General features: G+C 46.8%; 11 protein-coding genes, 4 tRNA genes and 1 pseudogene. 10 read left to right on the top strand and 6 right to left on the bottom strand.

Annotated features, from left to right (window positions below; translation table 11 throughout):
• The 10 genes and pseudogenes from C6G87_RS07740 to C6G87_RS07695 all read left to right on the top strand — a co-directional run.
• On the top strand, positions 1-583 hold a 583-nt coding region (locus C6G87_RS07740), incomplete at its 5' end, for a hypothetical protein (protein WP_104752930.1).
• Positions 584-624: 41 nt separating this feature from the next.
• Positions 625-1,302, top strand: a complete 678-nt coding sequence (locus tag C6G87_RS07735; RefSeq protein WP_104752929.1) for a porin family protein — start codon at positions 625-627, stop codon at positions 1,300-1,302.
• Between the two features lie 31 nt (positions 1,303-1,333).
• A pseudogene (locus C6G87_RS07730) lies at positions 1,334-2,357 on the top strand (ABC transporter permease).
• Positions 2,329-3,918, top strand: coding sequence for a dipeptide ABC transporter ATP-binding protein (locus C6G87_RS07725; RefSeq protein WP_104752928.1), 1,590 nt, complete (start codon positions 2,329-2,331; stop codon positions 3,916-3,918). Before C6G87_RS07730 ends, C6G87_RS07725 begins: the two are co-directional and overlap by 29 nt.
• Before the next feature lie 13 nt (positions 3,919-3,931).
• Positions 3,932-4,006 (top strand) — tRNA-Gly (locus C6G87_RS07720).
• Positions 4,007-4,032: 26 nt separating this feature from the next.
• The gene (locus C6G87_RS07715; RefSeq protein WP_104752927.1) at positions 4,033-4,344 is read left to right on the top strand and encodes a TRL-like family protein; all 312 of its coding nucleotides are present in this window, start codon (positions 4,033-4,035) and stop codon (positions 4,342-4,344) included.
• A gap of 42 nt (positions 4,345-4,386) precedes the next feature.
• Positions 4,387-4,473 (top strand) — tRNA-Leu (locus C6G87_RS07710).
• Between the two features lies 1 nt (position 4,474).
• Positions 4,475-4,548, top strand: a tRNA-Cys gene (locus C6G87_RS07705).
• Positions 4,549-4,577: 29 nt separating this feature from the next.
• A tRNA-Ser gene (locus C6G87_RS07700) sits at positions 4,578-4,665 on the top strand.
• A 27-nt stretch (positions 4,666-4,692) separates the two neighbouring features.
• Positions 4,693-6,222 carry a Na+/H+ antiporter NhaC family protein gene (locus tag C6G87_RS07695; RefSeq protein ID WP_104752926.1) on the top strand — a complete coding sequence of 510 codons (1,530 nt, stop codon included), beginning with the start codon at positions 4,693-4,695 and terminating at the stop codon, positions 6,220-6,222.
• Positions 6,223-6,427: 205 nt separating this feature from the next.
• Here C6G87_RS07695 and C6G87_RS07690 read toward each other — a convergent pair whose 3' ends face one another.
• The 6 genes from C6G87_RS07690 to aroC all read right to left on the bottom strand — a co-directional run.
• Positions 6,428-7,858: an outer membrane family protein gene (locus C6G87_RS07690; protein WP_104752925.1), complete on the bottom strand. Its 1,431-nt coding sequence runs from the start codon at positions 7,856-7,858 to the stop codon at positions 6,428-6,430.
• A gap of 26 nt (positions 7,859-7,884) precedes the next feature.
• On the bottom strand, positions 7,885-8,949 hold the full coding sequence (locus C6G87_RS07685; protein ID WP_104752924.1) for an NAD(P)-dependent alcohol dehydrogenase: 1,065 nt from the start codon (positions 8,947-8,949) through the stop codon (positions 7,885-7,887).
• A gap of 31 nt (positions 8,950-8,980) precedes the next feature.
• A complete protein-coding gene (locus C6G87_RS07680) occupies positions 8,981-10,336 on the bottom strand; it encodes a (Fe-S)-binding protein (protein WP_104752923.1) in 1,356 nt (451 codons plus the stop codon).
• Positions 10,305-11,672, bottom strand: a complete 1,368-nt coding sequence (hemN, locus tag C6G87_RS07675) for an oxygen-independent coproporphyrinogen III oxidase (protein ID WP_104752922.1) — start codon at positions 11,670-11,672, stop codon at positions 10,305-10,307. The genes C6G87_RS07680 and hemN overlap by 32 nt, the downstream gene beginning before the upstream one ends.
• A gap of 2 nt (positions 11,673-11,674) precedes the next feature.
• Positions 11,675-12,184 (bottom strand): DUF2603 domain-containing protein, encoded by a 510-nt coding sequence (locus tag C6G87_RS07670; protein ID WP_104752931.1) that lies wholly within the window; start codon positions 12,182-12,184, stop codon positions 11,675-11,677.
• A 37-nt stretch (positions 12,185-12,221) separates the two neighbouring features.
• A partial coding sequence (gene aroC / locus C6G87_RS07665; protein WP_104752921.1) for a chorismate synthase occupies positions 12,222-13,244 on the bottom strand: 1,023 nt, incomplete at its 5' end.

Below are 13,244 nucleotides of genomic sequence, written 5' to 3'. Positions count from 1 at the left end.
ACCCACTCTCAACAAACCCCAAACCCCGCTTGTTTCCCTCAACACCCCTACAAACATTCAAAATAACAAATTACAAACAGGTCTTCAAGCAGAAGCAGGCTACCAAAAGTACTTTAATCCTTTTGTAGGGTTATCTTGTTATGGGCACTTGGCTTACCGCTATTTGGTTATGGGGAAGCCTATGCTCACCACACGCATTAATGCTATCAATCGCTACAGCGTAGGGTTTGGAACAAATTTTTTATTCAATTTTTATAGTAAAATCAGGCTAAATCGGGCTGGCGATACCCCTAGAATTCAATCTTACGGGGTTTTTGCTGGACTCTTGGGAGTTTTCAATTTGTGGAGTGCTAGTTTCTTTGGGGATCGCACCCATTATATGCGCAACAATGTGAATCTTAACGCCACTCTAGGCTTGAGCATGCGCATCAACCGCTTTAAGTGGATGTTTGGCGTGCAGATGCCCTTGACAAACGGAAATCGTAAGCTTACAATGCAAAAACCCATAGGTACGGAGGTATTTACCTTCCTAGATAACTATAAGAGTGCTAATCTCTTTTTGAACTTCGTCTCTTTTTATTGAATGCTTTGGGCATGCTATAATCCTCGTTTTGGATGGAACACATGGCAAAATCTCTCATACTGAACTTTTGTTTATGTTTGGGGACTCCCTTAATTGCCCACCCTTTTGCTTCTTACTTAGACGGGGGAATCTTGTCTGTGGGTATAGACGTAGGTGGAGGCAATGCTGCGAAAGAATTAGATGGTAGCAATCTGCGTTCCCATTCTATACAATTAGGCTTTCAATTACAAGGGGGATATCAAAAATACTTTACACCCTTTATAGGTGCTTCTTGCTATGGCTACCTCTCTTATCGCTACTTATACATGGACAAATTCGCCACCAGTCTCAGCAACATTAACAATGTAAATCGCTACAGCTTAGGATTAGGTGGAAATTTACTTGTTAATGTTTATAGTAAGATTGAAAAATCGCCTTATCGATCGCTCAAAATTTATGCCTATGGTTTTTTTGGTGGATTGTTAGGCTTGGTCAATATTTGGACCACACAATTTTCTAATCTCGGCAGTCTTCAGGTGAGCAATAACGCTAATATCGATGCCACCTTTGGAATTCATATCCGTGTGGACACTTTCAAATGGAGCTTAGGAATCCATGTACCCTTAATCGATCAGACTCGCGTGCTTATGAGTCCCAATAATCCCGGTTCTGAGCGACTCAAATTTATCAGCAACTATAAAAGCTCAGATATTTTTATGAATTTTACCAAGATCTTTTAAAATCTGATAAAATGCTCCATCGAATAAAGGGATGATTGTGGTGAGTGTGCATGCGAGGCGTTGGCGGGCGTTTAAGGAGAATAGGCGGGCGTTGTGGGCGTTGGTGCTCTTCCTTGTTTTGTTCGTGCTCTGCTTGGGCGCGGAGTTGTGGGTGAATGACAAGCCCTTATTCATCTATAAGGATCACAAAGCGTATTTCCCCATCTTTAAAGATTACCCAGAAACCGCTTTTGGGGGGGACTTTTACACCAGCGCGGATTATAACGACCCCTATGTCAAAAACCACCTCCTCAAAGACGCTTTTGTGATTCGTCCTCTGATCCCCTATTCTTACGACACCATTGTGATGGATTTAAAACAGAGCGCGCCCACCCCGCCTAGTTGGCAACATTGGCTGGGCACAGACGATCAAGCCCGCGATGTGTTGGCAAGGCTTGTCTATGGCTACCGGGTTTCTATCCTCTTTGCCCTGCTCTTGAGCGCTTTTAGCGTGGTGGTAGGCGTGGGGGTGGGGGCGTTTCAGGGCTATTATGGGGGGCTTTTAGACCTCTTAGGGCAACGCTTTATAGAGATCTGGAGCGGGATTCCCCATGTTATTTTTACTCATCATTCTTTCAAGCATGTTCACCCCTAGCTTTTGGTGGCTTTTAGCTTTGGTGCTAGCCTTTTCTTGGATGGGTTTAGCCCAAGTGGTGCGCACCGAGTTTTTCAGGGGGCGCAATATGGACTATGTGCGCGCTTCTTATGCTTTGGGGGTGAGCGATGCGCGCGTGATTTTCTATCATATTCTGCCCAATGCGATGGTGGCGACCACGACCTACATCCCCTTTATCATGGCCGGCAGTATAGGGGCGTTGGCGAGTTTGGACTTCTTGGGCTTTGGCATGCCCATTGGGAGCGCGTCTTTAGGGGAGCTTTTAGAACAGGGCAAGAACAATCTTTACGCCCCGCATTTAGCCTTAGTGGGCTTTTTTGCGATCGCGCTATTATTGTCCATTCTAGTTTTTATCGGGGAAGGAGTGCGCGATGCCTTTGACGCCACCAATTTCAAATAGCCCGTTGTTGCGCTTGGATCGCGTAAGCGCGCGCGTGGGGCAGGATTTCTTATTACAAGACATTAGCATTAAAATAGAGAAGGCACAAAGGGTGGCTCTAGTGGGGGAGAGTGGGAGCGGGAAGAGCTCACTAGCCCGTTTGATTTTGCAACTCACCCCCCTTGTGCGCCCCCTAAGGGGTAAGATTCTCTTTGAAGATCAAGACCTTTTGGGTTTAAAGCCCGCGCAATTGCGCGCCATCAGGGGTAAGGACATCGCCTACATCGCTCAAGAACCCCTAAGCGCGCTCAACCCCCTCCACAAGATCAAAACCCAAATTACTGAGAGCTTGCGCCTGCACCAAAGCTGCCCTAAACAAGAGTTTGCCACCCGTCTTGAAGAGGCGATGAATCAAGTGGGCTTGGGGATGGACTTGCTAGAGCGTTACCCTTACCAACTCAGTGGGGGGCAAAACCAGCGCGTGGCGATCGCGATGAGCATTATCAACCGCCCCAAGCTCTTGATCTGTGATGAACCCACCACCGCCCTAGACGCGCAGGTACAAATGCAGATTTTAGAATTGCTTAAAACTCTAAGTATACAAAACCACATGGCGATCTTGCTCATCAGCCATGATCTAGGCGCGGTGCAGTGGTTGGCTGAATATGTCTATGTCTTGCAGGGCGGGCAGCTGTGCGAACACAACGCGATTGACACTTTATTCAAACACCCCGCCCACCCCACAACAAGGCTACTCTTAGAAGCGCGCCATCTCCCGCACAAAAAACCCCTACAACAGGGGCAAGAAACCCTAAGATTACAAGATTTTGGGGTGCATTATGTGCAAAAACGCTTTTTAGGGGCTAATAAGGTGCGCATCGCCATCCAGGGGGTGAATTTATGCCTGCATGCGCGCCAAACTTTGGGGATTATCGGGGAGAGCGGGAGCGGGAAGAGTTCGCTCGCTCTAGGGATTTTAAAGCTCATCGCCTCAGTAGGGGAGCAATTTGTCTTAGGGCAGAGTGTGAGTCAGCTCAATCGCAAGAGTTTTAAGCCCTACCGCAAGTCTTTACAAATGGTGTTTCAAAACCCCTATGCCTCCTTAAACCCGCGTTGGAGTGTGCAAGAAATCTTACTAGAGGCGTTTCATGGAGTGGGGGGTAAGGGGAGTATACAAGCCGCGCAAGCTAGCTTAGAGGCGGTGGGCTTGGAGGCAAAATATCTCACTTACTACCCCTTTGAGCTTAGTGGGGGGCAACGCCAACGCGTGGCGATTGCCCGGGCGATCCTCTTGCACCCCCAAGTGGTGGTGATGGATGAACCCACCTCAGCGCTGGATAAGAGCATGCAAAAGGTGGTGCTGGGTTTGTTATTAGAATTGCAAGAAAAGCTCGATCTAAGCTATCTTTTTATTAGCCATGATTTAGATGTGATCGAGAGCATTTGTGATTTTGTCTTGGTCGTAGAAAAGGGGCGGGTGGTGGAGAGCGGGAGTGTAGAGAGCGTCTTTAGCGCGCCCAAAAACCCCTATACCAAGAGGCTGTTAGAAACACGGCTTGACTTTTTAGAGAAGTCTTGTTAGAATAAGTGTTTTTGCGGGAATAGCTCAGTGGTAGAGCACGACCTTGCCAAGGTCGGGGCCGCGGGTTCGATCCCCGTTTCCCGCTCCAAGTTTATTTTAGTCGCGGGGGTTACAATGGTGAACCTTGTTAAAATTGTAGGTTTTTGTATATGCGCGGGCTTGTTAATTACAGGTTGTGGCACTTCTATTCCTGTGGGTGGTCTGTATACGGGTGTGAAACTTCCTGTTTCTGGAAAAGATGCGAAGTACTCTAAAGAAGGGCGCGCTGTTTGTCAAAGCTACTTGAGCATTGTTGCACTCGGGGATTGTTCTGTGGAAGCAGCAGCTAAAGCAGGCGGCATTACTGATATTAAAGTTGTGGACACTAAAGTAGAGAATTATTTAGGTTTCTATGGCAAGTATACCACAATTGTAAAAGGCGATTAGGCGTATTTGGGGTGTTTTAACACCTTCCCCTTTTGCACCTCTGCCCAGGTGGTGGAATAGGTAGACACAAGGGACTTAAAATCCCTCGGTAGCAATACCGTGCCGGTTCAAGTCCGGCTTTGGGCACCATGGCGACGTAGCCAAGCGGTAAGGCATGGGTCTGCAAAACCTTGATCCCCGGTTCAAATCCGGGCGTCGCCTCCAATATTTGCGATTTAACTTTTCTACATTGACGGGAGATGGCTGAGTGGTTGAAAGCGGCGGTCTTGAAAACCGTTGAGGGTAACACCTCCGGGGGTTCGAATCCCTCTCTCCCGGCCAGCATCTTCTAACAATTTTAAGGTTTTCATGGGGCATTCTGTTTTAAGTTTGTTAGTGCCTGTAGCGGTGATTGTTATGGTGGCATTCACTAAGCGCGTCGTGTTTTCACTCCTAAGTGGGATTATCTTGGGGGCATGGTTGGTGAGTGATAGTTTTTGGAACATGCTTAAACTTGTTTATGCCAAGTTGAGTGCGGTTTTCTATAGCAACACTCCCGCCTTTGCGCTCAATACAAATAGTCTTTACATTTTTGCCTTTTTGGTGATCTTGGGGATATTAACCCAAGTGATCAGCGCTTCAGGAGCGAGCGCTTCTTTTGTGCTCAAGGCGCGCAAACTCGTCAAAAGTGCACGGCAGTCCGAATTTGTCGCCCTCTTTGCGGGGTTGGTGATTTTTATTGATGATTATTTTAATGCTCTCATTGTCGGGCAGGTGAGTAAATCTCTTAATGATGCCCATCAAAGTAGTCGCGAGAGGCTAGCTTACATCATCGACTCCACCTCCGCGCCCGTGTGCATGCTCATGCCCATTTCTAGCTGGGGAGCTTATATTGTGGGGGTGATGCAAAATGAAGGGATTGAAAATAGCTTTGCGCTCTTGCTTAGCAGTATCACGAGCAATTATTACGCGTGGTTTGCGCTTGTTGCGGTGTTTTTGACAATCCTATGGCAGATCAATTTGCCCGCTATGGCGCGTTATAAAAATATCGGTGTGCAAGACTTAAGCCCTATTCAACAAGAGGGGTCCAAAGCCCCCGTATCGCTCTTGCTAAGCAGTGTGGCAATTCTAATTTCAAGCACTTGTGCGCTTATTTTTTATACAGGTTATGTCCATGCCCAAAGTTTTAATCCATTGGACATTCTCAAAAATACGCAAACTAGTTTTTCTCTTTTTGCTGGAGGACTTATTTCTCTAGGTATCACTTTAATTTTGGCTAAAAAATATTTACAAGCGCGTGCATTGATTCCTCTTGCAATTCAAGGGTTTAAGAGTATGCAAGGAGCGATTTTGGTGCTCATCTTAGCATGGACGATTGGTCCTCTGATTCGCGACGACTTGCAAACTGGAGTGTATCTAGCCAGTCTTATAGGGCATTTTCAAAGTGCAAGTGTGTGGCTAAGTATGGTGTTATTTGTGATCTCGGGCTTTATTGCCTTTAGCACAGGCACTAGCTGGGGGGCATTTGCAATCATGTTGCCCATTGGGACTAGCATGAGTGCAGGACTAGGAGGAGATTTGGTATTGGCAGTAGCAGCCATTCTTTCAGGCGCGGTTTATGGCGATCATGCTTCGCCTATTTCAGACACCACGATTCTTTCAGCTACAGGGGCGGGTTGTTCTATACAAAGCCACTTCTTAACCCAATTACCCTATGCAACTTTGAGTGCCTTATGTGCCTTAGTTGCCTTTATCACCGCCAGCTTAAGTTTTTCTAAGACTTTAGGTTTTGTGGTGGGGCTCACCTTGCTAACGAGTCTATTTTATTGCTTTAAAAGGTTTTTTGAGTACCGTCAATTGAAATGTGCGCAGGACTCATGTGATGTGCCCAAACGCTAAAGACATTTTGGGTTTCCTAGGCCGATGTTGCTCGTAAGGAACAAGCGCACCGCGTCTCACACATCAATCTAATAGAGGCGTGACTTTTGCGTACCCCCCCACAGATGCGAATGTGTGCGAGGGTTATATCACAACGAGTGGCACTCATCCCACCCACTAAAACAAACACATCGTGTTTGCTATGTAGGATTTCTGTCAAAGAGCTTTAAAAAGAGGCAATAAGCTGAGTATAAAGTGCACTACGATCCTGATAACCACCCCCGCAATAGGTAGTGCTAGGGTTACAATAAGCGTTCAAACCAGCTTGATAACCTTTATTGGTGTGGATTCCATAGTAGGCTAGGTCCACCAATCCTTTTAAATAGGGGGTGAATTGATAGCTCAAGGAGAGTACCACGCGCCCCTCATAAGAAACGGGCGCGCTACTCCATTGCCAAGTCATGCGCCATGCAAATTTCTTGTTAAAATGTGTGCCTCCATAAACAAGAGCTCCTGTAACGGCATCAGCCTTTAAGGCTGTGCCTACATAACCTGCCCAAAGACTATTGCCATAAAATTCAACACCTGCAGGGTTACCTGTGTTACCCACCCACGTATTTACATTGCGGAAATTCTTATAAAAAGTCCCTAGGATATAAAATTGATCAATATCAAAGCGTTGACGAATAATTAAACTCTGCCCATTTTGCGTTGCAGGATTATCATAGCGGTAGAGCGCGCTTCCATTTTCTTTAACCAACATCCACGGATAGTAAAAAGGGAAAAAAGCACTGATTTGGGTGTTAGAACGCCAACCCTTGCCCGTAAAATTGGGGTTACTATCCCAACCTATCTTAAAGCCGGGTGCATTGAACATTTTGGGCGAAAAATAGAAAAATCCCTCAACTAAAAAGTGGTATTTTTCATAGGTAAGTTGAATAGCATGCGTACCATAAGCGATTTTATGTCCTGTAGGCGTGTAGCCCCCTTGAGCATTTTTATGATAAATGCCGCTATAAACTACCCTAGACGCATACCAATCCCTTAAAAGTGCCCCCGTTGAATATGCCCGCCCCCAAGAACTAAACCACCAAAGGCGCACATTTTTAAATTGTCCATAGACTTCAAATCCTTGCGTTTGCCCTGTTTTGTAATAAGCTTGTGAGCGGTAACGCCCTGCTTTAATCCCGAAATAGTCCTTGTAGTTGTATTCCAAGTAGGCATCGCTAAAGACATAAAAATGACTATAATTAGTCATCTTTTGGTTTTTGATTGTGATGCTATCGCTTTGTAAAACATCTGCCCCTCCACCCATAAAGCCGTCATAGTAGGCGAAGTTTTGGTACACTACTGAGCCCCCGGAAAACTTTTTTGTGCCATCATAGAGTACCCCTCCAACCATGCCCCCAATACTTCCCTTCAAACTATGCGCAGCTAAGCTTTTGGGCAGAAGGTTAAATCCAAGAGAAAGATAACCTGTAATGGTGGCATAGCGCTGCATCGGGTAAATCCCTTTGCTTCTATCCACAGCATGCTGATCAAAGCCAATAACGGAGGCTTGGTTAGCAAAACCACTTAATTTGTAATCAAAAGCTCTTAGGGAGGCTGACGAACTCAAAAACGCCCCGAGTGCAAAGAGGTAGCCGATCCTGGGCATGCCACCCCTTCTAGGCATAAAACCCATTAAGCCCCCAAGGATTTTTTCATGTCAATAACATATCTAAAGGGGGCATTAGCATGGGTAAGATTGTAGTAAGCCTGATCAATATCCTTACCTTCGATAAGCTGGATCTGAGGGTAAATATTGTGCAGGATAGAAAAATCCATCATCTCTTGGGTTTCTTTGATGCCACCAATCAGCGAACCATAAACTTTACGATTGCCTTGTTTGATAAGCTCAATCGCACTAATGCTAGGCATCACCTCCTTAGGAGGAATACCCACAATGGCAAGTTCTCCATTATAGGCAAGTAATTTGACATAGTCTAGCAATTTATAGTTTGTGGGGATGGTCGAGATAATCAAATCCAAGCTCCAAGGCTTAGCATCTTCGGGGGTTGTGTAGTAATGCTTTGCCCCCATGCTAAGGGCCTGTTCCCTTTTCGCTTCGCTCCGTGCGAAGACGCTTACTTCAGCCCCCATTGCCAAGGCATACTTGAGAGCCATATGCCCTAGGCCCCCAAAGCCTGCAATGCCTACTCTTGAGTCCTCTTTGATTTTGGAGAATTTTAAAGGCGAATAGGTGGTGATCCCCGCGCATAGCAAAGGAGCAATTTTTTCCAGAGGTGCGTCTTGAGGGACTTTAATGACATAGTCCTCATCAACCACAATCTTATCAGAATACCCGCCCATGTGAGGTTCATTGTCATGGAAATAGTCAAGGCAATCGTAAGTGAAGACAACTTTATTATTAGCGCATAGTTGTTCTTGATCGCTAGTGCAAGCTTCACACACCTTACATGAGTTAACAAAACATCCTACGCCCACTTTATCACCCACTCTAAATTTATTGACCTTAAACCCAACTTCTTTGACTATGCCTGCAATTTCGTGCCCAGGCACCATAGGATAGATCGCCTCTCCCCACTCGCTGTAAGCAGCATGAATATCACTATGGCAAATTCCACAAAATTCAATCTCGATCAAAAGGTCTTTTTCGCCTAGAGGATGGCGTGTAAAATTAAATTTTTCAAACTTACCATCCTTAGAGTGGATGGCAAAACCCTTAGCTGGAATGCGCGTTGACATGAAAACTCCTTAATGTAGTTAAAAAGGCATGTTAGCATGTTTTTGAATTCTGTAAAACGCGCGCGATGAGCTCTAGGGGGTGTAAAAATTGCGTGGGCGCGTCAATTTGGTGCAGGGCGTTATTGAGCTGGACACGGCAGGCGGAACACTCCGCGCTCACCACTTGGGCTTTGGTGTTGGCGATGTGCTGGGCTTTGGGCAAGCCTGCTTGCACACTCAAGGCGTAATGATCGCTTTGCATGCTCACCCCCCCAAAACCACAGCAACGATCGCTCTCTGGCATTTCAGTGAGGCTAAAATTCGCCCCTAAAAGCGCGCGGGGTTCTTTATACACTCCCAAGACTTTTTTAGCATGGCAGGGGTCGTGGTAGGTCAGAGTGAGGGGATTTTTGGGGTAGGTTTTGAGCACCTGCAAGAGCGGGCTATGGTGGGTTAGAAAGCTAGAGGCAAATTCTAATTTGTCTGCTACCTTGCGCCATTTTTCTAACCACACCTCCCGCTCTTGGGTATCAGAGATACTCTCAAAAACATGCGCATAATCTTTTTTAAGCATGCTAATACAAGTGGCTTCTGGGACTAAGATCGCCTCTGTGTGTGTGGCTACTTCTGTGAGTAAATCCACATTCTTTTTAGCCAAAAAAAGGGCGGTGTCTATGTCCCCAGTGAAAAAGGCGCTCGCGCCACAACAAAATTGTTTGGGGATGTGCGCACTGATATTGAGCTTGTCTAAAATGGTGAGTAAACTTTTGCCCACGCTAGGGTAATTGTAATTGCCCAAACACCCAATAAAAATCCCCACACTTTGAGCGGGCATGTTTTCTAAAGGGGCTTTAGGGGGGATCACGCCCTGATGGGTGCGCAAAAAGCTAGTGCGCGCAAAGGGGAAAAGCGCGCGCTTGGCTAGGATTTTGGGGCTAACGCGTTGGAAGCGCCAATGGATTTTATCTCCCACTTGTTTAAAAGCACAGGGCGCGCTCACGCTGCAGAGTGAAAAGACAAAGTCCATCAAGCGGGGGTGTTTGAGCAAAAAGAAGTAAAGCTTTTTATGCCAAGCGATCCCATGTTTGCGCGCGCTCAAAACGCGCACTCTTTCAATCATGCTATCAATGGGCAAGTGGAAGGGGCAGACTTGTACGCAAGTGGTGCACAGAAAACAACTCTCAAAAATATGTTTTAAAGAGGTGTTGAGCTCTAAATTCTCTTGTTTGACCAAAGCGATGAGGTCTAAAAACCCGCGCGGAGAGGTGGTTTCGTCTTTGTGGATACGATAAATCGTGCAACTAGGCACGCACTTGCCACACTTGACACAAGCCTGCGTGGTGCGCTCAATGTCTTCATGGAGCCACGCCCCTAATTTAGAGGGTTTTACTGAATTTTTGATCCCCATGGTGTTTGTCCAAATACGCATCAAAGACCATCGCGATATTGCGCACCAACATCGCCCCTGTGGGGCTGGTTTTCAAACCATGCGCGTCCATGCTTAACAAGCCCTCTTGTTCGTAAGGCTTTAACGCCTCTAGGGCTTGCTTGAAATGGGCTTTAAAATCAATGCTAAAGGCGCGCTCAATCGCCCCAAAATCCAACTCTAAATTATTCATCAAAGCCATGATGACCTCTTTGCGCAAACGATCCTCTGCACTCAAAGCAATGCCCCGCTCTACGGGCAAATGCCCCTCATCTAGCGCGCGCTCATAGGCTTTTAAATCCTTAAAATTCTGAGTGTAATAATCCAACCCCTCCCCAATGCTTGTAACGCCCACCCCGATGGTTTGAGAGAATTTCTTCGTGGTGTAGCCTTGAAAATTACGCCGTAATTGCTTGTTTTGCAAGGCTAAGTACAGCTCATTATCCTTTTTGGCAAAGTGATCCATGCCAATCATTTCATAGCCATGTTGGGTGAGAAAAGCGATCAAAAAGCGCAAAATCTCTAATTTTTGGCTAGGGGTGGGCAGGGTGGCGGGGTCTATTTTCATGGTGTGCTTGATCCAGGGTACATGGGCGTAATTGAACACAGCCAAGCGATCGGGGTCTAGGCGCAACACCTGTTCTAAGGTGTGTTGAAAACTCTCTACATTCTGAAAAGGCAGCCCATAGATGAGATCAAAATTGAGCGAATTGATTCCAAATGCGCGGGCTAACTCTACTTTCTCGCGCACGAGCTCAAAACTTTGCAGACGATTGACCGCCTTTTGCACCACTGGCTCAAAATCCTGCACGCCAAAACTCAGGCGATTAAAGCCATGTTCTTTCAGGACGCGCATTTGATCGTAATTGAAGTGGCGTGGGTCGATCTCACAAGCCAACTCGGCATCGGGAGCAAAATTAGAAAACACGGCTTTAATGCTCTTAATAATGCGTTCTAGTTGCTCCGCGTTAAAAAAAGTGGGCGTGCCCCCGCCAAAATGCCATTGTACCACCTCGCGCCCCGTGTCTAAATGCTCTTTTAACAGCTCTAATTCTTTTTGCAAATAGAGAATGTAGCGTTCTTTCTTGCGCTCGCTACTGCTATAAATCACATTGCAGGCGCAAAAATAGCAAGGACTTTTGCAAAAGGGCAGGTGAAAATACAAAGAGAGAGGGACTTCTGTTTGGGAGCGTGCCAAGGCTTGGATCAAATCGCGTTCTTGAAAGCCGGCATGAAACTCCACAGCCGTGGGGTAACTCGTGTATCTAGGGCCGGGCTTAGAGTGGTGCGCAAATTGTTGGAAATCTAGAGTATCCACGGCTAAAAGGGAATATTTTCTAGGTTATCCATATCCAAAAAACCTTCTTGGTGTTTGGATTCCAAAAAATCAGGTAGATTAAAAAACAAATTTGGGTGTTGCCTTTTAATCTGTTTAACAAAGTCCAATGAAGAAATTTTAGGCAAGCTCCCATCGTGCCCACGCATGCCTTCGAGCTTCTTAAAAACAACTGCCATTGCGTCCTTGAAGTCTATAGGAGTGAGCGCAGCCATATCACGCTCCAACTCTACCATGACCTTCTCCTCATAGGCTTTTTGAATCACCTGCACAATGTATTGCAATAAAACCTCAGGCAAAACAACGAACTTTTGATCTTGATCGTCTTGTACAAACCAAGCCTCTTTGGTATCTAACACGCCTTCTTGAGATTCTAGGAGCATCTGATTGGGCGCTAGTCTTTTAGCCTGCACCTTATTTTTACCGGATTCTAAACTTTGGTAAATCCCCTGCATGTCTCTGGCATGTAATTTAGTTTTACGGGTGTTATCCATACTTGTCGCCTTTCCACTCCATTTTAGCACAAAATCCCTAATAGCCATAACATGCCTTGATCTGATTGAGGCGCGCATGCGTGTTGCTCAACACAAAATCCCCCAAAATCAAGGCTAATAAGCTCGCGCACACCACACTCCCCCGAATGGCAATACAGGGGTCATGCCTGCCCTTAAGGGTAATTTGCGTGGGCTCTGCTTGGGTGGTGATGCTCTCTTGGGGCAGGGCGATGCTAGAAGTGGGCTTGAAATGCACCCACACCACTAAATCCGACCCATTGCCAAACCCTCCTAGCACCCCCCCGCAAGAATTGCTTTTAAACCCATGCAAGCCTAGCGCGTCATTATACGCGCTTCCCTGCATGCTCGCAGCTTGGGGCTCGCCAATAAAAACCCCCTTCACCCCATTGAGCCCCATCATTGCATAGGCAATGCGCGCATCTAGGCGATGAGCAAATTCGCCCAAACCCAGCAAGGTGCGCCCGTGCGCGCGTACTAACACCACCCCTCCCAAACTATCTCCCGCCCTTTTGGCGTGCAAGATCGCCTCTTGTTGGGCTTGCTGGGCGTTTTTATCTAGGCTAAAAATAGGGCTACTTAGCGCGTGTTCAAAGTCTAGCTCTTCAGCCTGCACTCCCCCCACACCAAACACCCCGCTAGCCACCTCTATGCCCACTTCTTTTAAAAGCAATTTGGCAATCGCCCCTGCGCCCACTTTGATCACACTCTCTCTAGCCGAGCTACGCCCCCCGCCCCTATGATCACGAATGCCGTATTTGGCAAAGGTGGTAAAATCGGCGTGCCCGGGGCGAAAAGTCTCTTTGAGCGCGTCATAGTCTTTAGAGCGCACATTTTTATTGTGCACCAAGAGCCCGATGGGCGCGCCCGTGCTCACCCCCTCAAAGACCCCACTCACAATCTCAATCTTATCCTCCTCTTGGCGGGGGGTGGTGAAGGCGTTCACACTTCTACGCCTATTGACCTCTGTTTGGATAAAATCCAAGTCTAGTTTTAGCCCGGCAGGCACGCCCTCTAAAACCCCCCCCACCATCGCCCCATG

The sequence above is a fragment of the Helicobacter baculiformis genome (assembly GCF_900197685.1).
Lineage (GTDB): Bacteria > Campylobacterota > Campylobacteria > Campylobacterales > Helicobacteraceae > Helicobacter > Helicobacter baculiformis.
The sequence above is the reverse complement of the archived record's forward strand: the minus strand, read 5'-3'. Positions and strand labels throughout refer to the sequence as shown.